At 39.8% G+C, this 25,362-nt stretch carries 9 protein-coding genes; 6 read left to right on the top strand and 3 right to left on the bottom strand.

What is annotated here, in order from left to right; translation table 11 throughout:
* Positions 1-68 precede the first annotated feature (68 nt).
* Entirely contained in the window at positions 69-1,625 is a 1,557-nt protein-coding gene (locus EAX61_RS01970) for an NAD(P)/FAD-dependent oxidoreductase (RefSeq protein WP_121915965.1), read from the top strand.
* Between the two features lie 278 nt (positions 1,626-1,903).
* Positions 1,904-5,500, top strand: coding sequence for a metallophosphatase (locus EAX61_RS01965; RefSeq protein ID WP_121915964.1), 3,597 nt, complete (start codon positions 1,904-1,906; stop codon positions 5,498-5,500).
* A gap of 71 nt (positions 5,501-5,571) precedes the next feature.
* Here EAX61_RS01965 and EAX61_RS01960 read toward each other — a convergent pair whose 3' ends face one another.
* The 3 genes from EAX61_RS01960 to EAX61_RS01950 all read right to left on the bottom strand — a co-directional run bounded on the left by EAX61_RS01960 (position 5,572) and on the right by EAX61_RS01950 (position 14,072).
* On the bottom strand, positions 5,572-7,326 hold the full coding sequence (locus EAX61_RS01960) for an ABC transporter ATP-binding protein (protein ID WP_121915963.1): 1,755 nt from the start codon (positions 7,324-7,326) through the stop codon (positions 5,572-5,574).
* Between the two features lie 171 nt (positions 7,327-7,497).
* Positions 7,498-12,294, bottom strand: a complete 4,797-nt coding sequence (locus tag EAX61_RS01955) for a T9SS type A sorting domain-containing protein (protein ID WP_121915962.1) — start codon at positions 12,292-12,294, stop codon at positions 7,498-7,500.
* Positions 12,295-12,953: 659 nt separating this feature from the next.
* Positions 12,954-14,072 carry a formylglycine-generating enzyme family protein gene (locus tag EAX61_RS01950; RefSeq protein ID WP_121915961.1) on the bottom strand — a complete coding sequence of 373 codons (1,119 nt, stop codon included), beginning with the start codon at positions 14,070-14,072 and terminating at the stop codon, positions 12,954-12,956.
* Positions 14,073-14,134: 62 nt separating this feature from the next.
* On the opposite strand from EAX61_RS01950, the gene EAX61_RS01945 reads away from it, so the two are divergent.
* The 4 genes from EAX61_RS01945 (at position 14,135) to EAX61_RS01930 (ending at position 25,359) form a co-directional block, all read left to right on the top strand.
* On the top strand, positions 14,135-18,061 hold the full coding sequence (locus tag EAX61_RS01945) for a hybrid sensor histidine kinase/response regulator transcription factor (protein WP_121915960.1): 3,927 nt from the start codon (positions 14,135-14,137) through the stop codon (positions 18,059-18,061).
* 178 nt (positions 18,062-18,239) lie between these two features.
* Positions 18,240-21,410 carry a SusC/RagA family TonB-linked outer membrane protein gene (locus EAX61_RS01940; RefSeq protein WP_121915959.1) on the top strand — a complete coding sequence of 1,057 codons (3,171 nt, stop codon included), beginning with the start codon at positions 18,240-18,242 and terminating at the stop codon, positions 21,408-21,410.
* A 10-nt stretch (positions 21,411-21,420) separates the two neighbouring features.
* Entirely contained in the window at positions 21,421-22,962 is a 1,542-nt protein-coding gene (locus EAX61_RS01935) for a RagB/SusD family nutrient uptake outer membrane protein (protein WP_121915958.1), read from the top strand.
* Positions 22,963-22,977: 15 nt separating this feature from the next.
* Positions 22,978-25,359 carry a glycoside hydrolase family 3 N-terminal domain-containing protein gene (locus tag EAX61_RS01930; protein ID WP_121915957.1) on the top strand — a complete coding sequence of 794 codons (2,382 nt, stop codon included), beginning with the start codon at positions 22,978-22,980 and terminating at the stop codon, positions 25,357-25,359.
* Positions 25,360-25,362 lie beyond the last annotated feature (3 nt).

Genomic DNA, 25,362 nt, shown 5'->3' with positions numbered 1-25,362 from the left:
TACATAAATGTTATGCCTATAGTCCAGATACGTCTTCAATCTCAAATCTAACATCTCATCTCTAAAAAATGTCCAAACTCGTTCAAATAAATGTACTTCCTCATCAGGCAGAAGATGATGATTATATCGCCGAGTTAGCTTTCGCGAAAGCGAACTTAACCGCAGATGAAGTACGCGAGTGGGATATTAGGAAGCGTAGTATAGATGCGCGCAAGGCACCGGTTAAGATTTCCTTGCAAATTGAGTTTTGGATGGTAGGAGAGGAGCGACCTGACATCCCGCCTTTTGTGCCTCAAAATGTTGCTGACGGGCATCCCATTGCTATCATCGGGGCTGGGCCAGCGGGACTATATGCAGCCTTGCGAGCGATTGAAGGTGGGCTCAAACCCATTGTTTTTGAACGAGGGAAAGATGTGCGAGCAAGACGAAGGGATCTCGCAGCAATTAATAAAGATCATATTGTAAATCCAGACTCTAATTACTGTTTTGGAGAAGGTGGGGCAGGAACATATTCCGATGGTAAACTATATACGCGTTCAAAAAAGCGAGGGAATGTGCTTAAGGCGTTGGAGTGGTTTGTGCATTTTGGTGCAGTGCCAGAAATTCTCGTAGATGCGCACCCGCACATAGGAACAAACAAGTTGCCTAAGATAATCACCACAATGCGCGAGGCAATCATCGAATATGGAGGCGAGGTTCATTTTGACAGTAAACTGACCGATTTAAAAGTAACAGATGGAGCGATTAGTTCCGTTCAGATTAATGATGATGCTTGGCACGACTTTGATGAAGTGATTCTTGCAACGGGTCATAGTGCAAGAGATATCTTTTATTTATTGCATGAGCGTGGGATTAAGATTGAAGCAAAACCATTTGCAATAGGAGTACGGATCGAGCATCAACAGGAGCTCATAGATGATATTCAATATCATTCTGACGGGGATAACCCGTATTTGCCACCAGCATCCTACAGTCTTGTACAGCAAGTAGATGGACTGGGTGTGTACTCTTTCTGTATGTGTCCTGGTGGAATTATTGCACCTTGCGCGACGGATCAGGAGGAGGTTGTTACTAACGGTTGGAGTCCTAGTAAACGAGATAATCCCTATGCAAACTCTGGTATTGTTGTGAGTGTCACACCAGAAGATCTACCCAATTTTAAGGAAGGCGACCCTTTCGTATGTCTGGACTTTCAAAAATCTGTAGAGCGTGCTTGTTGGGAAGCGGCGGGAAAAACGCAGGCCGTTCCTGCGCAACGTATGCGTGATTTTGTAGACGGTCGTATTTCTAAAAACTTCCCTAAAACTTCTTATCAACCAGGAATTGTCTCAGTAGACTTAAATAAGGTTTTACCTGATTTGATTTCAAAACGACTAAAAAAGGCCTTTCTAGGTTTCGGTAGGAAGATGAAAGGATATCTTACAAACGATGCCGTGATACACGCGCCAGAGAGTCGTACTTCATCTCCAGTTTCTATTCCGCGCGACTGGGAAACGCTCGAGCACGTTGAAATAAAGGGGCTTTACCCTTGTGGTGAAGGTGCGGGTTATGCTGGAGGAATCATTTCGGCGGCGATAGATGGTATCAATTGTGTGGACAAGATTGTGGCAAAATACGAGAGGTAGGGTAGTTATCTTGAGTACGCTACTGAAACGAGTTTAGAGTATATTTCGCGAAAGCGGTAATACCCTAATCCCCAACTTTAAAATATATAACCCTGTAATGCTCATCCCTAGCCTGTAAAAATTTTGTCATAATTGCATCGTCTGGATACTATTGAAACTCACCGCACTTAGTTATCGCTAAGAAGGTCATCATCTGCCGATCATAAAGTATATATTATTGTTAATGCGCAGTACTACTACAGATACTTTTAAGAGTTTTGTCAGTACAGACTCATCATATGACAACAAAATTACGACCAACGAATAACATCACCTTTTTTACAATCTCAGCGCTCTCTTTATTTTTCTGTTTTATAACGGAACTTTCTGCACAAGAAGTAGCTAAGGAAATTTCACGATCCATATATCTCACTGCCAATGTGGGAAGTGCAGGCAGTGACCATACTGATTCCGTCCTAAAAGCAATAGTAACCGCATCTCAAGAAGATGAAGAGCCCGTTTTTTTATCATTGGGTAATAATACCAGCGAGCAAGGATATCCTAAGAAAGGGGATAAAAGACTCGCAGAGGAAGCTTTCTTAAGGAAACGACTTTTAGACCCTCTAAAGGATTTTAACGGTGATATCATTTTTATTCCTGGGAAGAATGAGTGGAATAAAGGAGGACATAAAAATATAGATGATTTAGAGTCTTTTCTTCAAGACAATTCTAAGGGTAAATTTTGGCCTAACGACGGTTGCCCCATTGAGCGTGAGACGCTAAGCGACGAGGTAGAACTTGTTATGGTCGATTCTCAATGGTACTTAGAAGATTGGGATAATTACCCATACATCAATAATGATTGCGAGATAAAAACTCGGGCTCAATTTATGGCCGCCTTCAAGGACGAGTTAAAAGATGAGCAGAATAAGACGATTATTGTTGCGGTGCATCATCCTGTACTCACAAGCACCCGTCAGGGTTTCTTTGGGAGAATGGGAGGTTTTTCAGATCAATCCTACTACCATAACGATATGCAGTACTTTGTAGGGCAACTGGAAACACTTGCAAGTCAGTTTGAGGATGTGATTTTTGTGTCTGGTGGTGATAAGAATTTACAGTTTTTACTGGATGATGGGATACCTCAAATTATAAGTGGATCAATAGGAAGAACTAACAGCGTACGTCCAAAAATTAAGAAAGGAGACTTCGGGACAGGTGAGCCGGGTTATGCTAAACTCAATGTTTATAAAGATGGTAGTTCGAACGTGATGATATATACCGTCAGTAATGGGGAAAGTAGCTTGGCGTTTTCTAAGGATATTAAACTTAAAAAAGGAGATGCAAGCGATTATAGTTTTGATGGTAATAGCGATTTAGGAAAGACACATAAAGCATCCATTTACACCAAAGAGGAAACAGATAAATCTGGAATTTATAAGTGGTTTTGGGGCGATCACCATCGCCAGTTATATAGTAAAGAAATTGAGGCTCCAGTATTACTCCTCGAAAACCTTCCTGATAATGTACGCGCTATTACCTCTGGAGGTGGTAATCAGTCCAGAACATTAAGGCTTATAGACGACAATGAACACGAATATAGTTTACGCGAATTGCGTAAAAGCGCAGTGCGCTTTATTCAATCATCTATTGCAGATCATTATGTAATGGAGTTAATGCGCAATACCGTTGCCGAAGATATAGTACAAGATTACTACACTACAGCTCATCCCTATGCGCCATTTGCCACTGCATCGCTTATGGATGCGTTAGATATACCTCACGCAAATCCTAAAATCTATTACGTACCTAAACAAAAAGAATTAGGGCGCTTTAATGAGTCGTATGGCGATAAACTATATATGCTGGAGGAGCACGTAGGCGATGAGAACAAGGCCTTTGAAACTTTTGGTAGTCCAGAAGATATAATAAGTACTTCAGATTTTCTTATTGAATTACAAGAAGATAAGGATACTCGTATAGATGAGGAAGCATATATCAAAGCACGTTTATTTGATATGCTCGTAGGAGATTGGGATCGCCACGCAGATCAATGGCGATGGGCGCTTCATACGCAAGATGACGGGACGAAATTATACAAACCCATCCCAAGAGATAGAGATAACGCCTTCCCAAAATACGATGGCGTGTTTCCAGCTATTATGAAACTTGCTGCACCTATAACAAGGAATATGCAAAGCTACAGTAATACCGAGCCTAATGTAAAGTGGCTCAATCACGCAGGTTTTTACTTGGATCAAAGCTTTATAAATTCTGCAGATTGGGAAACCTGGAAATCACAAGCAACTTATATCCAAAACAACCTCACAGACGAGGTGATAGATAATGCGTTTGACACTTTACTTGCAGATACACAAGATGAAAGCATCAACGAAATAAAGGAAAATTTAAAAATACGACGTGATAAGCTTACTGATTTGGCTCAAGATTATTTCGAATATTTTAAAAAGCACGAAATTATTGTAGGTACGTCAAAGGATAACACAGTTGAAATTATGAGGCAAGAAGATGGAAAGACCTCAGTCTTGATAAAAGAAGATGATACCGTGATACTATCCAATACCTATGACCGAAAGACAACTAAAGAAATATGGCTATATACTCTTGATGGAGATGATACAATCACTATAAAGGGCGATGGAAATAGCCCAATAAGACTTAAGATTTTTGGAGGAGAAGAGAATGATGTCTATGACTTTGAAAATGCAAGGAACACAACAATTTACGATTACAAATCAAAAAAGAACACATTTAAAAATGTTGGGTCTAAAAGGCTAACAGATGCATACGAGATCAATAATTATGATCCTAAGAAAACTAAATATACTACAAACGTCATACTGCCCAGTGCAGGTTTTGATAGAGATAGTGGTTTTAATGCAGGAATCGTAAACACTTTTACTACGTACAGTTTATTGCGCAATCCATTTACCACAGAGCATAGTATCGGCGTAAATTATTATGCGGCCACTCAAGGTCTAGAATTTAAGTACCGTGGAGAGTTTGCACATATATTTTACAACTGGAATCTTGTTTTAGATGGAAGATATACATCAGATAATTATGCAATTAACTTTTTCGGAATAGGCAACGAAACAACGTACGATAATGATGCTGTAGATCTAGATTTTAATAGAACAAAAATCAAGCAATGGCACGTCGCACCATCGCTTGTATTTAAAAAACATCAAGACTTTACAGGTTATATCCAGACCAGTATATCTTCATTCGAGGTTGGAGATACAGACAATGGCTTTGCACAGCAGTTTTTTGCACCTGCAGATGATGTTTTTGAGAATCAAATGTATCTAGGTGGTGAGGTGGGAGTGGAGTATAATAACAAGCGAACGTTGATAAGCCTTCCTAGAAGGGGAATGGCTTTGGGACTTCGCGCTGGATACAAGCAAAGTATTAATGAAGATTTTGACAATGAATTTGCTTATGTAAAACCTATGATCTCACTTGTATATCCTATACACGTGAGTGGCGTGGCGACACTTGCTACAAAGGCTCAGGCGCAGTTCAATATAGGAGACAAGTATGAGTTTTACCACGCTGCGATGATAGGTGGTAATACAAGTATTAGAGCGTTGCGCAATGATAGATTCCAGGGGAAAAGTTCATTTTTTCAAAGTACAGATCTTCGTGTAGGCATAGCTCAGTTCAGGACGGGATATGTGCCACTGCGTTTGGGGGTTACTGCGGGCTTTGATTACGGCCGCGTTTGGACAGAAAATGACTCTTCAGAGAAATGGCACAATGGATATGGTGGCTCCGTTTTTATTAATGGTTTCAAAGCGATCACTGCAAACATAGGATACTACACAAGTAGTGAAGATAGTAGATTGATTGTGAGTGCAGGTTTCAGATTTTAGTAGTTGGTAGATAATTTTTACGCTTTCGCGAAAGCGTAATTATACCCCTATAACTCCATCTCAATAGTAACTTAAATTTTTGCTTGATAGGTATACAGATCGTGATATCTACCTTCTTTTGCAAGAAGTGTTGCGTGATTGCCACGCTCTACAATGTTGCCACTTTCAATGACCAGAATCTGGTCTGCTTTCTGAATGGTACTTAAACGGTGGGCAATGATGAGGGTCGTTCTATCCTTTATGAGCTCATTGAGTGATTTCTGGATAAGCGCTTCGCTCTCGGTGTCCAGGTTTGAGGTTGCCTCGTCCAGAATTATGATTTTAGGATTTGCTAGAATAGCTCTGGCAATAGAAATACGCTGGCGCTGTCCTCCAGAAAGTTTTACACCGCGCTCACCAATTAATGTATCCAGCCCATCCTCAAAGCGGTCTGTGAACTCGTTTACATAACCAGCCTTAACGGCGTTGAGTAGTTCCTCCTCGCTCGCATTGGGTCTAGGGAATAGAATATTGTCTCTTATTGAGCCTTCAAATAGAAATTCGTCCTGTAATACAACGCCTAGGTTACGGCGATAACTGCTCAGTTTTACGGTAGATAAATCTTGACCGTCTACAGAGACAACACCTTTGTTGGGATTTAAAAATGTCGCAGCAAGACCTGCAATGGTGGACTTTCCAGAACCTGAGCTACCTACAAGTGCAAATACTTGTCCTGGTTTCATTTCAAAACTAATATTGTGAAGCACCTCTTTGCCCTCTTCATAGGAAAAAGAAACATTTTCAAATTTCACATTCCCCTTAACTTCTTCTAAAACTGTCGTACGATGTGCCAGGTCTTCTTCTGGTGTCATATTCATAAGCTCTTCTGTGCGGTCTAGACCTGCAAGGGCTTCTGTGAGTTGGCTACCTATATTACTCATTTGTACTATAGGCGCAATCATAAAGCCCAGAAGTAATGTAAAGGATAAAAAATCCCCAGTGGTCATAGATCCTTCAATCATAAAGTAACCACCTATTCCCATAATCCCAAGTGAGGCTAGCCCTAATAAGAATGTCGAGGAGCTCGTCATTGCGGCAGTAGCTGTTAGACTCTTTTTTACATTTTGAAAAAGACGGTCCACACCTTCTTCAAACACTTTATTTTCTTGCTCTTCGGCGTTAAAAGCTTTTATGACGCGGACGCCAGCTAGCGTTTCGGTGAGTCTTCCTTGAACCTCTGCATTTATCTTTCCTCGGGCTCGAAATATAGGGCGGATGTATTTAAACGCTTTTAGTGCAATAAACCCAAAAAGCCCAACGGGAAGAAGGACAAATAGCGTCATCCACGGATTGATGTTTATGAGCAGAATAAGCGAAATTACTGCTGTAATCGTACCGCCTACGAGTTGCACTAATCCCGTTCCTATCAAATTCCGAACACCCTCAACATCGCTCATAATTCTTGAAACTAATGCACCCGATTTAGTATTGTCAAAAAAGCTTATAGGAAGAGAAAGCACCTTTTTCTGTACTTGAGCGCGAAGCTCAGAGATGAGAAATTGAGCTTGTACACTTAAAATTCTTGTAAGTAAAAATGAGGTAATGGCTTGTACGAGTATAGCAATCCCTACTAGCCAAAGTAAGTCATAAAGCAACGAGATATCCTTGTTCGGAATAATAACATCAAGCAGTTCCTTAGATTTCCAAGGCAATACTAGACTTGCCAGCCTGCTTAAAACAATGAGCAATAGCCCTATAAATACCAAATTCCTTCTGGGCCAGATTATGGTTTTAAAGGCGCTAAGGATAGTGACTTGACTTATTTTTTTTGAAGTGGGTTTTTTCATAGCGATGGTAAAGGTAGTGAACCTTTAGCGTGAATGAGGTAGATAGTAAAATCGGTCAACTAATTATCACGATTTTTTTAAGTACAATTCATATTATAAAACAAGAAGCCATCTACTGATAGATGGCTTCTTGGTATTTATTTACACGCTTTCGCGAAAGCGTAATCATCTCTATTGCTTGATTACACGTTTAATAGTACTATGTGACCCTGATTGTATCTTGATTAAATATGCTCCGGTTGATAAAGAAGATAAATCGAGAATACTTTTTAATGTTGAAGACTCTAATTGTATTAACTCTCTGCCTCGTAAATCAAAAACAGAAATATTGTCAATTACTACACTGGCTTCAACTGTCACTAGATTTAAAGTTGGATTAGGATAGACTGTAATTTCTGGCGATATCACAGAACTCTCAAGTCCTAATAAATCGTCTACAATAACATTAAATGTGCAGGTAGTAGTGTTACCAGCCTCATCAAAAACGATAAGGTCCACCTCGATAATACCGTTTTCATTAACGACAGTACCTTGCGCTGGTGTCTGAATCACTTCTAAGTTGTCGCCTTGCGAACAATTATCTGACGCAAAAATTGAAAAATCTTCAACGAGATATACACCTTCGTCATTCATCATTGCTACTAAATCCTGCTCTGGACATTCTAAAGTAGGGAGGCTTGTGTCTGTAATCGTTATTTCAAATGTGTAGATTGTTGTGTTACCATTTGAGTCTGTCAAGGTGAATTCTTCGGTTGTTGTTCCTACTGGAAACATTGAGCCACTTCCAAGACCGCCAGATTGAGTTACCGATGAAATTGTTGCAGATCCACAATTGTTTTCTATTACGAAACTGTCTATGGTCACTTCATCATAAACAACAAGAGAACTACAGTTATTATCATTTGGCCCAGTACCAGTAAAAATATCTGTTGGACCAGAAACTATTGTAATTGGATCTTCTCCTAGAATTGTGACAACTGCCACACAATCTGCAACGTTGCCGTTGTTATCTGTAATTGTGAGTGTGACTGTATTGTCACCCACATCTGCACAGGTAAAGCTTGTTGTGTCTATTGCTATGGAGTCTATTCCACAGGCATCATTGCTTCCGTTGTCTACATCTGCTGCTGTTATGGTGGCGTTGCCCGTGTCGTCTAGCTGAACGGTTATGTTGCTGCATATTGCTGTTGGGGCGACATTGTCCTGTACCGTTACGGTTGCCATACAATCTGCAACGTTGCCATTGTTATCTGTAACGGTGAGTGTGACTGTATTGTCACCCACATCTGCACAGGTAAAGCTTGTTGTGTCTATTGCTATGGTGTTTATTCCGCAGGCGTCATTACTTCCGTTGTCTATCTGTGCTGCCGTTATGGTGGCATTGCCCGTGTCATTTAGTTGTACGGTAATGTTGCTGCATATTGCTGTTGGGGCGACATTGTCCTCTACGGTTACGGTTGCCATACAATCTGCAACGTTCCCGTTGTTATCTGTAACGGTGAGTATGACTGTATTGTCACCCACATCTGCACAGGTAAAGCTTGTTGTGTCTATTGCTATGGTGTCTATTCCGCAGGCGTCATTACTTCCGTTGTCTATCTGTGCTGCTGTTATGGTGGCGTTGCCCGTGTTATCTAGTTGTACGGTAATGTTGCTGCATATCGCTGTTGGGGCGACATTATCCTCTACGGTGACTGTTGCCATACAGTCTGCAACGTTGCCATTGTTATCTGTAACGGTGAGTGTGACTGTATTGTCACCCACATCTGCACAGGTAAAGCTTGTTGTGTCTATTGCTATGGAGTCTATTCCGCAGGCGTCATTACTTCCGTTGTCTATCTGTGCTGCCGTTATGGTGGCATTGCCCGTGTCATCTAATTGCACGGTAATGTTGCTGCATATCGCTGTTGGGGCGACATTATCCTCCACGGTGACTGTTGCCATACAGTCTGCAACGTTCCCGTTGTTATCTGTAACGGTGAGTGTGACTGTATTGTCACCCACATCTGCACAGGTAAAGCTTGTTGTATCTATTGCTATGGAGTCTATTCCGCAGGCGTCATTACTTCCGTTGTCTATCTGTGCTGCCGTTATGGTGGCATTGCCCGTGTCATCTAATTGCACGGTAATGTTGCTGCATATTGCTGTTGGGGCGACATTATCCTCTACGGTGACTGTTGCCATACAGTCTGCAACGTTGCCATTGTTATCTGTAACGGTGAGTGTGACTGTATTGTCACCCACATCTGCACAGGTAAAGCTTGTTGTGTCTATTGCTATGGAGTCTATTCCGCAGGCATCATTGCTTCCGTTGTCTATATCTGCTGCTGTTATGGAGGCATTGCCCGTGTCGTCTAGTTGTACGGTAATGTTGCTGCATATCGCTGTTGGGGCGACATTATCCTGTACCGTTACTGTTGCTGTGCAACTATCTGTAAGACCTTCCTGGTCTTCCACTGTTAAGGTAACTGTTATAGGGGTTCCTATATCTGAGCACGTAAAATCTGTAATATCCAATGATAAAGTCACGGTTCCTTCGGCGTCTGAGCTTCCATCGTCTACATCTTCTGGTAAAATAGTAATTAGACCATTGCTGTCCAATTGAGCTGTAATATTTTTACAGCTTGCCGTAGGTGCAGTGTTTAATAGTGTTGTATTTCTGTATAGATTGACTATTTCTCCACTATTGTTGTTAAATCCAGAAATGAAAACGTCTAAGTCATTATCGTTGTCGATGTCTTCGACTAAGTTGACTCCATTTATTGCTCCTACAAACTGTCTTTCAGGAACTGGTACAAAGTTAGCATTGCCATCATTTAATAGTATATCAACAAACTCTCCATCACTAGTAGCAAATGAAATAATGATATCATTTGTACCATTACTGTCGACATCTCCTATAGCTGGACCACGAGATACATCTGAAAATGGAGAGGGGGTAATTTGAGAAAATAGTGCACTACCATCATTCAAATATATCTCTGAAATGGCCTCACGTGAAGAGTTTAAACCGGTAAGTATAACATCTAAATCGAGATCTCCATCTAGGTCACCCACGGCTTGATAGCCCTGGATGCCTTCAAAAGCTGGATTAATCGTGTCAGAAAAATTACCTGTTCCGTCATTTGTATAGATATGTGTTTCTCTTACTAGAGACCCTGTTATAGCTGTGTTTCCCGTAATTAAAAGGTCTAAATCTGTATCACCGTCAAAATCTGCAAAATCAATCTTACCCTGGCTTACTGGCACTATAGGGGTTCCTGATACTTCCGTAAATATTCCATTACCATCATTTTTAAAAAGGCTTAATATAATTTGGGTGGATTGACCAGGAAGCCTTTCAGTTCCAGAAATTATGAGGTCTTGATCTAAGTCACCATCTATATCTCCAAAAGCAACGGCACTTCTAGCGATGTTTGGGAAAGAGTTACTCGTGTTAAGAGTATAATTTCCCAAGCCGTCATTTATATACAACTCCGTAAATCTATTAAGAGCATTTGGATCAGTAGATCCTGAAATGATAAGGTCTTGGTCGAGGTCACCATCTACATCTGCAAAGGCAGCTGCACTTAAGAGTAAACCTCTAATGGTTGTCCCTACAGCTTCGGAAAATTCGCCAGTCCCGTCGTTGAAAAATAACTTAGATTGCCGACCACTCATTACATAAAGGTCTTCATCTGAGTCGTTATCAATATCCTTAAAAATAGCTACTTCTACATTACCTTTGATAGTTGGAAAAGTAGATTGCGAAGCCTCAATAAAGCTTGCAGTACTATCATTTACATAGATCGTCGAGATAGGCGATCTAGAAGCACGACCACTTATTAAAAAATCTTGATCTCCATCATCATCAATATCTGAAAATGTGATATCACCATCACTTGCTCCTATAAACTGGTTAGTAGTATCCTCTGTAAACCCTCCTGCACCATCATTCAAATAAAGAGAGACTAAACTAGTTATTCCAAATCTTGTTCCTGTAGTAAGAACATCTACTAAGTTGTCTCCATTTACATCTGCCATTGCTAATGAGTTAATTTCAATTTGAAGATTAAACGGCTGTGTGCTTGATGGGGTAAAATTTCCGAAACCATCGTTGTCATAAAGGATGTTAAGAGGATCATCATCATTATCAGCTCCATTTATATATAGGCTTGGAATACCAGTATTATTAATATCAATAAATTTAATATCTCCCTCTTTTGCTCCTACTAATGGGTTTGTTACATCTTCTGTAAAGACACCAACTCCATTATTTTTATAAAGCTTTGTGATGGCTTGTGATGCAGCATTCCTTCCACTTAAGACAAAATCAATGTCATTGTCACCGTCTACATCTGCAACATCCACAGAGCCAAGTATTACACTTTCTAAACTGCTAGTGCTTAACTCGGTAAATATTCCAGTACCGTTATTCGAATAGATTTTTGAGATATTGCCCCCACTTGAAAGCCCTGTTATTAAAATATCCTGATCTCCATCACCGTCAATATCAAAAAAATTAACCGAGCCAGATCGAACCGGATCTATTGAATTTTGAGAGTCTTCAGTAAATGAACCCATACCGTCATTAAGATAGAGTTTAGTGCTTGGCATAAATGAAGAATTCAAGCCAGTAGCTATTATGTCTAGGTCATTATCTCCATCAACATCAGCAATAGCAACAGCGCTCGTTGAGATACCTTCAAATATTGTCATTTCCTGAATAACATAGTTTCCTATTCCATCGTTGAGATGAAGCTCTGCAATCCTATCGCCATTATCCATCGATCCAGTAATAAAGACGTCTTCATCACCATCATTATCTGCATCAAAAGCATTGATCGTTCCCGAAAAATTAGAACTGAATTCATTAGTAATTTGGGGAAAAGGTGGTGGGGCTTGTATACGCTCAAAGGTTTGAGCTTGTATGGAGTTTGCAGCGAAACATAAAAAAATAAGGGTTAGTCGTATTGTTGTTGCAATCATTTTGAGAGAGATTTTAAGGTGCGATTTGTAAAACCTCAAAATAAACACATGGCATTTTTATGTGAAATACCCAGAAGTGGGTATATTCTGCTTGAACCTTTTTCATAAATATTCTAAATTAATTGACAAATTTTTAGTCAGTTTAAAATCAAAATATTTGTGATTTTGACTCTAAAGTTCTATAACTATATGAGCTTTAGGGAACTGAGTTTTTTATTCTCCCTTGTACGCTGAATATTAGACATGTATTTAAATGCGCCAAGCGCTTTAAACGCAAAAAGCCCAACGGGAAGTCAAAGGGCGTCATCCACGGATTGATATTAATGAGCAGAATAAGCAAAATTACTTTTGTAATCGTACTCTTACGAGTTACATTAAGTCCGTTATAAGATTCCGAACACTCTCAATATCGCTCATAAATCTTGAAACTAATGTCGCGGTAAGAGTAGTTCCCTGTCTTACTTTCTTTTATGCAGGTTTTTACATAGAGCACGTCAAGATAGTAACCCTTTTTAGACGGAGTAGTCAAAATTATTTTAGATTGCTGTTGACTATTGCATAGTAGATTTCTGAAGATACTTGTGTGCCGTTGATTACTGGGATGAAAAGTATTTGATTTGTAAATTTTAAAATAAGACTATTAACGTGATAGATTATAGTTAATTACCTTCTAGCATATTAACCGTGGCCACCGTTCTGAACCCTAGGTGATCAGATCCAGAATCTTTACTGGTAGACATACGTGCAGAAATCCTAAAGCTCGCGCAATATGAGTCGTGACATAGGTATGACCCACCTTTCATCACCATCTCTATCTGATAGGGATTCTGTGGGTTGTAATATTCCAAAGCTCCTTGTGGATTAATAGTGGGTTTATTATTGTCCAAACTAGCATAATAGTTCTGATTGTATACATCGCTCGTCCATTCCCAAACATTTCCTAGCATATCGTAAATACCTAAAGAATTTGGGGCAAATGATTTTGTAGGAGCAATATATTCAAAGCCGTCCTCACCAGTATTTTCTGTTGGGAATTTACCTGTCCAAGTATTTGCTCTATCTTCTAGTTGCGATGCATCATTTCCCCAAGTATAGGTCTCGTGATTATTTGCACCCTGAGCTGCAAGTTCCCATTCGGCTTCTGTGGGGAGCCTCCTATTTGCCCAATTACAATATGCGAGAGCGTCTTCGTAAGCAATGTGTATTACGGGATAGTTGTCTTGTCCTTTTATAGAACTTCCTGGACCGTAGGGTTGTTTCCAGTTGGCACCTATTTTCCAAGCCCACCATTGTCCATAATTTTCCATACCTACCACACCGCGTACTTCTTTATTAAAAACAAGAGAACCTGGTTGTAAGATCGAGTCGTGAGGTTTTGGCGTGCCTGCAGGTAATTCTTTCTTCATCACTTCCCAATCTATAGGACGCTCTGCAATGGTAATATAGTTTGTCGCATTGACAAATTTAGAAAACGCTGCATTTGTTACTTCTGTAGCATCTATAAAAAAGCCATCTACAACCACGGGATGAGCAGGTCTCTCTCGAGGCATTGCATAAGGGTCGTCTGTTATCGCTCCTTGCATAAAGGTTCGTCCAGGAACCCAAACCATTCCTTTTGGAGTTTCAATATTTTCAGGTTTTGATTCAGTTGGCGTAAATGAAATTTCGTCCTCTATACGTACACTCTTTTTTTCATTATTGTTTTTGCAACCTAGTAGAGGTAACAACATGATAATCAGTAGGAAAAAACTACCTTGTAGTGGTTTTTTAGTATTCATGAGGTAACAAATTTAGTTTTTAAGTTGAGGTTTATTAATTTAGACGGCTAGAAGCCCCGCAAGTGAAATATTTATTATCCTTAATTATTATTGTTGTTGTAGCACTATGTTCAGCATGTTGTCGCGCTCAGAATGCTGTAGATTTTACACAGCTTAAAGGTGAAAACGTGACTACTCAAAGCATCACTTATGCTGTCGAACAAGATGCTAAAGGTAATATATGGATTGCTTCTGAGGAAGGTATTTTGCGTTACAATTCTGCCAATCTTACTATTTACAATAGCTATAATGGTATTCCTGAAATTTTAGGTAATAGACATCAATCCTTATTTATAGATGCTCAGGATAGAATCTGGGCAGGTTCAGAAAAGGGACTTTCTCAGTACAATGAAGACCTTGATGCTTTTGAAATGGTTCCGAGTGCGCTAGATATTAACCCCAGTAATATAAAAGCGATTACTCAAGATGCTTCTGGTACTATCTGGGTGGCTGGTTTTAATGGACTCTGGCGCGTTTCTCAATCAGAAGAGAGTCCTAATATTAATCGTTTGCTTGATAATTTGATAATCGAAGACGTCGAAACTTATGGCGAGATGATTATCCTAGGTACTAAACAAGGGTTGTTTCTCTTTAATCCAATTACTGATACTATAGAGTCTATTTTTCTACCTCAGGAAACAGCTAAGAGTATTTCTTCTTTAAGTAAAGTAAATAGGACAATCTGGGTGGGTACAGACGATGGGGTCTTATTTACTATTAATAGTAGTTTAGATAATCTAGTCCCTGCGCCCATTAATGTTTCATCAGGATTTCCTATTAAAGACATCCTATCAGATAGTGCCGGAGCTATTTACGTAGCGACAGATGGTGATGGGCTGTTCACGTTTTCGGCGAGTAATGAGCTCGTGATGCACCATACTAATAATGAAAACAAGAAAAACTCACTATCTAGTAATGGAGTGTATGATTTGACCTTTGGCAAAGAGGGGTTTCTATGGTTAGCTACCTATGGAGGTGGGATTAATTATTATGACACGACCGCATTACCGTTTATAAAAGTACAGCACGAGATAAATGAGCCTAATAGTTTGGTCTCTGACTTTACAAGAGCTATCGCTATTGATAAAAAAGGAAGAAGGTGGTTTGGTACAAAAAACGGGGTCAGTATTTGGGATGTAGATAGTGGGAATTGGATGCATATACGTACGCTTTCGCGAAAGCGTAATACTAACCCAGACATTGTACTTGCTTTAGAATCTGCTGGTGATTTTATGTGGGTCGGGACCTATAATGACGGACTTTATCGTGTAAATATAGACTCCCTCGAAGCTACTTCTATAAGAGATATCTCTACAAAAGAAATTGCCTCAAAGGTTTATGCGATTAAAAAAGATTCAGCAGGAGCGGTTTGGGTAGGAGGACTCTCAGGGGATCTCGCAGTAATTTATCCCAATAATGATGTAGATACATACTCTATCCAGCAACTCAAATCGTTTTATGAGTCTAACGACGGTACGATGCTGGCGGTAGGAAGAAATGGAGTTTTCAATATTAATGGAAAGGAGAAAACCTTTAAACGTATTGAGCAATTATCACCTTCTGAAAGCGCATTGCGATACTCTACCATTAATAGTGTCGTACAAGATAGTAAAGGACATATAGTTTTAGGAACAAATGGATCTGGTTTAGTTTTTTATGCTCCCGAAAATGACAAGCTTCATAAAATCAATTTAGCTTCTGGTATGCCGTCAGACATTGTTCAAGGGATTATAAAGCAGGAGGATGGGATTTATTGGGCGAGTACAACAAAGGGACTTGCACACATATCGATTACAGAAAACGACACGCTCATTCAGGTTTTTACCGAAAAAGATGGGCTCGCAGGGACAGAATTTAATTATGGAGCATATAAAAAAATAAGCGATAATCTATTTGCATTTGGTGGAGTAGAGGGAGTAACGTTGTTTAATCCAGATAGAATAGTCGAGAGCGGGAATGCACCGGTCATACATTTTGATGAATTTCGACTTTTTAATGATGTTGTAGAGGCTACTTCAAAACCGCTAGGTAAGCATATCAATCAGACTGACATCATTGAGCTCGAGAGTGATGAGAATTCAATTTCTTTTAAATTTATTGGAATTTCTCATAGTTCGGCAAATAGGATTACATATAGCTGGAAATTGGAGGGTTTTCAAGACGATTGGTCAGAACCATCTGTTCAGAATGTGGCTAACTATACAAACTTACCGTCTGGAGAATATATTTTTAAAGTGCGTGCGGCAAATAAGTACGACCAGTTCGGTGAGGAGCGCCAGATTGTAGTTCAGATAAGTACACCGTGGTACCTATGTTGGTGGGCATTCATTATTTATGGACTAATGGCCATTGGAATTTTTTTACTGATTGTTCATTTTACAAAAGTTATTGTAAATAAGCGCAACGCAGATGAGCAAATAGATTTTTATAACAATATTACGCACGAGATAAAGACACCGCTCACGATATTAATGTCTTCACTGGATAATAGTGCCAATGAAATTGACGGCTCTGGAGAGGAAACCAGAAAGCGTATAAAGACTACTATAGGTCGTGTAAATGGTCTTTTTGAGCAAATGCTCAACTTTCACAAAGTTACTTCGACCGACAGAGTGATAAACGATGTTACGGAAATTAGTATTAATCGTATGGTGCAGAAAATGATCTATAACTTTGACCCGATGATCAAGGAACGTGGTCTAGAAATCAAAGTGAATAATCATTGGACGGGAAGTGCTTTCTATTTTGACAAAGAAGTGCTGCGCAAGATTTTTCTTAATCTATTTTCTAATGCGGTAAAATATTCTAAAGATGGCGGTTTAATAACCCTTAACATCTCCAAAACAAAATCTGGAGATTTTGAGTTCCAAATTGCCGATCAGGGTCTAGGGATTCCTAAGGACCAGCAGGTTCACATCTTAAAAAAATACTATCGAGCGCGCAATGTAATTAACAGCCAGCGACCAGGAACGGGACTAGGACTGATGATGGTCAAAAATATAATAGATAAAATAGGAGGAAATATCAGTTTTAAAAGTGAAGAGAATGTAGGAACTACATTCACGGTCGTCCTTAAGAACCTAATTGCCTTGCGCAACGACGAGCGAGTATCTAAACACGATATGGCACAAAGCATTGTAAGTGGTATAACGGAGCAAACTGACCTGGAAGATTATAGTGATAAAAAAATACTTATTGTAGAGGATAATGATGAGTTGCGCGAAAACTTGATAGATACCTTGGGTGTATACTTCCAAGTTTACGAAGCCAGTAATGGCGTTGAGGGACTTAAAATTGCGAGCGAGGTTTTCCCAGATATTATCCTAACAGATCTTATAATGCCTGAAATGGATGGAATGCAAATGGCAAAGCTGTTAAAAGACGATATTAACCTAAATCATATTCCTGTATTTATGCTCACGGTGTTACAGAATAGCATCCAGAAATTAGAGAGTATTAAAAGTGGTATTTCCGAATACATAGAGAAGCCTATTAATATGGATTTTCTGTTTGCTAAAATTGTCAACACCCTAAAAACCCAAAAGAAGCTTCAAAAAAAGTATATTCAAGAAGGAGATGCTGACAGCGCTCAGAACTTTAGAAACAAGAAGGATCGTAAATTCTTAAAGAAGCTCAAGAAAAATATAATAGAAAACATAGCTGATGGTAACTTCTCGGTGCACGATCTTTCGAAGAATTTTGGGATGAGTCGCACCTCCTTATATATGAAGCTCAAAAATTTAGTAGACCTCTCTCCCCAAGATTTTATAATTGATACAAAATTAAAGTATTCTAAAAAGCTGCTTATAAAAGGTGATATGAGTATCAAGGAAGTCGCGTATAATTCTGGTTTTTCAAATCCGAAATATTTTAGCACCTCCTTTAAAAAATTCTATGGAATGACACCGACAAGCTTTATTGAGAGCTTAAAAAAATCATCAGATAACTAGAATATAATCATTTTGAGGTTGCTAATTTTTTCTAAGATTATTTGCGAAAATAATTTTCTGAAGCTAGAAAAGTCGCTTATTTCTAATGTTTTGACAATTAGTAAACCCTTTGTGATTGTTTTTTAAACCTCTTCATTTAGGTAATCAAGTACTTTAGCACAAACGTATTTGACAACCTATGAAGAAAATATTCTCCACACTTTTGCTCTTACTACCAGTAATAGCATTTGCACAGCAAACGGTCACAGGAACCATTACAGATGAAAATGATACTCCATTACTAGGTGCCTCGGTTCTAGAAAATGGAACAACTAACGGAGTCGTCACAGACTTTGATGGTAATTTTACAATCAATGTCGGCAGGATGCCAGCCTATCTAACGGTAAGCTATCTGGGCTATACATCTATAGAAGTTAAGGTAGAAAGTACTACGACACCCGTTAGTATTGTTCTAGAGGAAAATGCAGAGCAACTTGCACAGGTTGTAGTAATAGGATACGGAGAAGTAAATAGGCGGGATGTTACTGGAGCCATTACTACAATTGATCCTAAAAGAGATAATGTAGCTGTAAACCCGAATATAGAAGGGATACTCCAAGGTCGCGCCGCCGGTGTTCAAATAACAAACAATGGTACAGAGCCTGGAGCACCATCTAGTGTTAGTATCCGCGGGATCAATAGTCTAACTGGAAATACACAACCGCTTTACGTTATAGACGGCGTGATTGTAGACTCTGCCACAGAGGATACGTTTGATCCGCTTTCTGGTGGAAGCAGTTACCTCGCGCCACAAGGAGGAATTACTGGTATAAATCCACAAGATATTGAAAGCATTCAGGTGCTTAAAGATGCTTCGGCAACGGCGATTTATGGATCTAGAGGCGCAAATGGTGTTATAATCATAACCACTAAGAGAGGAAAAGCGGGAGAAACCAAGTATAGTTTTTCTTCAACAGTTCAAATAGGAAGGCTTACAAACAATATAGACGTTTTAGATACTGCGGGTTATGTTCAGTATCAGAATGAAGTTAGAGCAAATCAAGATTTTGACCCTAAGTTCTTCGTTTATCCTGATGGGACTTATGCAGAGTTTCAAATGGACGAGGCCTTTATGCTGGCAAATTCTGAGACGATTCCTAGGCTTACTCCTGTAGATTGGAGTGACGACACGTATCGCACAGCCATCACAACAAATAATAGGATTTCAATTTATGGCGGTGGAGAAAAGAATAAATTCTATTTTGCAGGAGGACATCTTAAAAATGAGGGTATTGTTCCTAGGGCATTTGCAAAGCGTACTGATTTCACAATGAATTTGGATAATACGCTTTCGCGAAAGCTAGAACTCACCACAAAAATAGGTGCTTCATATTTAGAAAATTCTGCTTCTAAAGGAACCGATAATCTCGGTGGGACAAACAACAACCTGGTACGCCAGATTATAAGTGGTGCGCCATTTGAAAATTTTGATGAAAACAATGATGGCTTAGATTTTACCGAAGTTATTGATGGTCCACAAGCCTGGATCGAAGATTACGATGATCTATCAAATGAGCTGCGTCTTTTAGGAGCTTTGACTTTAGATTATAAAATTTCAGAGGTATTTAAGTATAGAGCACGTATAGGAACAGATTTTAGAAACAAAGAACGTTCTATCTGGTACGGAACAAACATCTTCCGTGGTCGACAGGCAAACGGGGAAGCTGGGATTAGTACGTTAGAGCGTTTTCGTTATAACATCGATAATACTTTAATGTTTAAGAAAAAATTTAATAAAAACCATAAGCTTGATGGAACCGTTGGAACCACTTGGGATCAAAGTACAATCAAGAGAACAGCAAACCAAGCATCAGATTTTCCTAATCAAGATTTACGCGCAGACGGTATCTCTTTCGGTCAAGTACAACAGGTGCCATTTTTTGATAAACAACAAGAAAGTATCGTGTCTTTCCTGGGGCGTTTAAATTATACGCTCTACAATAAGTATCTTTTTACAGCGACCTACCGTGCAGATGGATCAAGTAAATTTGCTCGTGGTGAGCGTTTCGGTCACTTTCCAGCAGTCGCATTTGCTTGGAAACTGAATAAAGAGAAATTTTTAAGAAAGTCTGAATCTTTATCAGATCTCAAAGTGAGAGTAGGTTGGGGATTAACAGGAAACCAGAGTATTCCTAATTATCGAACACTTACTCCGTATGGCCCAACTCAAACGCCATATTCTGACGATGAGAACAATCCGCTCACCGCAATTATTCCAACAAACTTGGCCAATCCTGATCTTACTTGGGAAACAACAAGTCAGTACAATGCAGGGATCGATTTCGGATTCTTAAATGATCGCTTTACTGGAACTATAGACGTGTATCATAAAGAGATTACAGACTTACTACTTAATGTCGAGATAGGTCCGTCTACAGGATTTGAGAACTATTTTGCAAATCAAGGAGATTTAACAAATAAAGGAATTGAATTTGCTATAAACGCGGATATTATTGATAATGATAACTTCACTTGGAATGTTTTTGGAAATCTATCTGTGAATCGGAACGAAATTGGAAATCTTGGTATTCCACCAGCAACTTTCGGAAATGCAACATATAGCGCTTTCCTAGGAAGACAGGTTTCGGGAGGTAATTTCTTTAAAACACCCGCAAACATTTTTATTGAAGGAGAAGCACCAGCCTTATTTTACGGCTTTGCCACAGACGGTATTATTTCTTCTGAAGAAGAACTTGCAAATGCCCCATCCTTCAGAGGTAATCCTGCCCAGCTAGGAGATGTTGCTATAATAGACCAGAACGGAGACGGGGATATTACAGATTCAGACCTTACAATTATTGGAGATCCTAACCCAGACTTTACATATGGTTTCGGCTCACAAGCGAGTTACAAAGGAGTGTCCCTGAGTTTCTTTTTTAATGGTGTAGAAGGTAATGACATTGCAAACGGAAACTTACTAAGGGAAGGATATGCAGACAACAACGGTAATAACATAAGAACGGAGGCTTACGAGAATGCTTACCGCGCAGATAATCCTAACGGTACTTTCCCTAGAGTTGGATATGACCTAGCAGATGAAACAGGGTTTACTGACCGTATTGTTGAGGATGGGAGTTTCTTGAGACTGAGTAATATCACCTTGGGTTATCAATTGCCATTAGGCGATAACAGTCCATTAGATAGTGCTTACTTCTCTGTATCAGGACAAAATCTCTGGTTAATTACAGATTACAGCGGTTTTGATCCAGAGGTAAATAGCTTCTCTTTCGATCCAGGAAGAGTAGGAATAGACTGGAATTCATTTCCAAACACGAAGCGTTTCAGCTTTGCACTCAACTTAACATTTTAATCTAATTATTATGAAAAAATATATCATTGCATTTGCAGCGCTTACTGCATTATTTTCTTCTTTTAGTTGTGAAGATGCTCTAGATGAATCGCCAGAAACATTTTTTAGCGAGGAACAAATTTATAGTACGGAGCAAGGAGTAGAATCTGTAATAAACGGACTGTACCAGAGTATGGCAGATCCAGGCTATCACGGTTCCTCAATGCACGGCCTCATTATGCCCATCTCGGGGAAGTTCTTTTCTAATCAAGGAGCTAGTGAAGATGCGACTAGTCTTAACTGTTCTCCTGTAAATACTTGGATAACACGTTTATGGCCCCAGATGTATACTACGGTTAATATTGCAAACGGGATCATTCTCAATTTAGAAAACACAGACGTTGCATTAGAAAACAGGGAGACGGCACTAGCTCAAGCATATTTTATAAGAGCGGTTACATATTTTGATTTAGTGCGTTGGTTTGGAGAAGTTCCACTACGATTAGAACCTTCTACAAATGAGACACTGCATGTTGCACGTGCTCCTAAATCAGAAGTTTACGCACAAATAATTTCGGACTTTGAAAAAGCCGCTGCAACACTACCAGATTTTGGTGAATACCTAGAAGGACGTCCGGTAAAATATGCGGCAAACGCATATTTAGCCAAAGTTTATATGCAAATGGCTGGAGAAGATAATGGTAATCCCGCGTTTTGGCAAAATGCAAAAAATGAAGCACTTAAAGTTATAGGTCGCTACAGTCTTAATGCAACCTACGCAGAGATTTTTGACTTGTCAAATGAAAACTCAGAAGAATCAATTTTTGAACTTCAGTACGGCCAGAACGGTGCATTGCGCAACTCTGATGTAATACGTTTTTATACGCCTAGAAACAGTGTTTTCACTCCTGATAATACAGTAACATTTGGACGTATTCGTCCTAATAAAGAAACGTTCGACCAGCACGTTAATCAGTACCCAGAAGACCCTCGTATTGAAGGGACTTTTGTTTTTGGCTCCTATGAACAAAATAACGGATCAGAAAGAACAATTTATCCAGAGCGTACTTCTGGAAACGACGGTTATGCCGTGATACGCAAGTATTTCGACCCTAATTTTAATGGAACAACTACAAATCGTAACTTCATAAAATTCCGTTATGCAGATCTACTCTTAATGCTTGCCGAAATTGAAAACGAACTCAACGGCCCTGCAAATGCATATCAGTATGTGAATGAAGTACTTGCACGTGCGCGTACTACTGAGGAAGGGGAGGTCACAGAACCTCAGGATTTTGCAGGAATGGATCAAGATGAATTCCGCACACGAATTTTAAGAGAGCGACAGTACGAATTATTAGCCGAAGGTCATATCTGGTTTGATACGAGAAGACGTGGGTATCAGTATTTCCTTGACGAAGTGGTGACACCGCACAATACCCATCCTACATTTGATGAGAATACTGATTTTGTTTACCCTGTGAGTGTAAAGAATATGTTGCTCCCTATTCCATCTAACGAGATATCAGGAAATCAGGCAATCACCCCAGCAGATCAAAACCCTGGGTACTAATTCTTAAGCACCGCTATGACTAAGAAAAAGATAATTTTACGAGCAAGTCTCCTCACTTTAGTATTGATTATTTCTGCATTTAAAACTGCAGATACAGATCCTAAAAAACCTTTATATATGAACGCTTCCGCGAAAGTGGAAGATCGAGTAAAGGATTTGATGTCTCGTATGACCCTCGAGGACAAAGTATGGCAAATGTGCCAATACGTTGGTCTCGAGCATATGAAAGCTGCCGAAGCTAAGATTAAACCTGAAGAACTTGCCAAAAATGACGCACTAGGTTTTTACCCAGGTTTGCGTAGTGATGATATTGCAAAACTCACCACTGAAGGTAAAATAGGCTCGTTCTTACACGTAGTAACTCCAGAAGAAGCAAATGAACTTCAAAAACTAGCACAACAATCTCCCTTAAAAATTCCATTACTCATTGGTATAGACGCCATACACGGTAACGGTTTATATGAGGGCGCTACCATTTATCCGTCCCCCATTACACAAGCGGCTACTTGGAACGACGCCCTCATCGAATTATCAAGCCAGGAAACCGCTGCCGAAATGCGTGCAACAGGTTCCCACTGGTCTTTTACCCCTAATATTGACGTCCTGCGTGACCCTAGGTGGGGTCGCACGGGCGAAACTTTTGGTGAAGATCCTTACCTCGTAGGAAATATGGGTATCGCCACGATTAAAGGCTTACAGTCGGACGATTTTGGACCTGATAATGTGATCGCTTGTGCTAAACATTTAATTGCTGGAAGTCAGTCCGTAAATGGGATCAATTCTTCGCCTACAGATGTTTCTAAGCGCACCCTTTTTGAAATGTTTTTACCTCCATACCGCCGTGCGGTACGTGAGGCAAACGTTTATTCCATAATGGCAGCTCATAATGAAGTGGCAGGAGTGCCGGCACATATGGATGAGTATATGATGAACGACGTGATGCGCGATCGCTGGGGCTTTGATGGTTTTTTTGTGAGCGACTGGAACGACGTTTCCCGTATTGCAAACTGGCATCACGTGGCGCGCGATTTTAAAGAGGCTTCTTTATTTTCGGTGAGAGCTGGACTGGATATGCATATGCACGGACCAAAATTTGACGAGTATATCGTCGCTTTGGTGAAGGAAGGAAAATTGGATGAGGCACGTGTAAATTATGCCTGCGAAAAGATTCTTACCACCAAGTTTAAACTCGGCCTTTTTGAAAATCCTTTCATAGACCTTGAGGAGCAGAAGGAGACCGCTTTCGCGAAAGCGCACCAAAAAACAGCCCTTGAGCAAGCTCGACAGGCCATCGTATTGCAGAAGAATAACGGGATACTTCCTTTGGCGAAACTTGTACCGAGCGGAGCCGAGGTAACCAAAAACAAAAAAATCTTCATCACAGGACCTAATGCAAATAACCAGACCATTTTAGGAGATTGGGCTTCCCCACAACCCGAAGAAAACGTGGTGACGATGTACGAGGGCATCAAGAAAGTGGGCGAAAAATACGGCTATGATGTTACTTATTTTGACTCTGGCGACCGCTCAAAAAAGATGAAAGACAACGATATCAAAACCGCTGTCGAAAAAGCGACTGAGGCAGATATTACTATCCTAGTTTTAGGAGAAAATTCCTTCCGTCACGATTGGAAAAATAAAACTACTGGCGAAAATGTAGACAGAGCGACGTTAGCTTTATCTGGGAAGCAGATGAAATTAGCAAATCAGATACTTAATCTAGGAAAACCCGTAATCGTAGTCTACGTAAGCGGTAGCCCCATCGCAGAGCCTACATTAGAAAAACGTGCAAAAGCCGTACTCAACACCTGGGAGCCAGGAAGCTTCGGAGGACAAGCGACTGCCGAAATTATCTTCGGCGAAGTAAATCCTTCGGGTAAGTTGCCTGTAACCATTCCTCGTTCTGTGGGACAATTACAGATGGTGTATAACCACAAGCCCACGACCTACATTCATAAGTACAATACAGAGAAAAAAGTGCCATTGCATCCTTTTGGATTTGGCTTGAGCTACACCACATTTGAAATGAGTGCGCCACGCTTGTCTAAGTTAACTTTTGACAACGCGAGTGACATAATTACTGTTTCTGTAGATGTTACAAATAAAGGAAAAATGGATGGCGACGAAGTTGTTCAATTATATATACGCGATAAAGTAAGCTCATTTACGAGACCTGTAAAAGAATTAAAGGCTTATAAGCGTGTGAGTTTAAAAGCAGGCGAAACTAAAACTGTCGAGCTCAAACTCACTGGAGAAAGCCTCGCCTTTTACGATAAGGATTACAACTTCGTGATAGAAGAAGGAGATTTTACCATTATGACTGGTAATTCTTCCCATAAAAAATCATTGCAGGAAACAACCCTTACTGCAACAAAACATTTACAAATAGCCGAATAATAT

The sequence above is a fragment of the Dokdonia sinensis genome (assembly GCF_003688895.1).
In the GTDB taxonomy this organism is placed as follows: Bacteria; Bacteroidota; Bacteroidia; order Flavobacteriales; family Flavobacteriaceae; genus Dokdonia; species Dokdonia sinensis.
The sequence above is the reverse complement of the archived record's forward strand: the minus strand, read 5'-3'. Positions and strand labels throughout refer to the sequence as shown.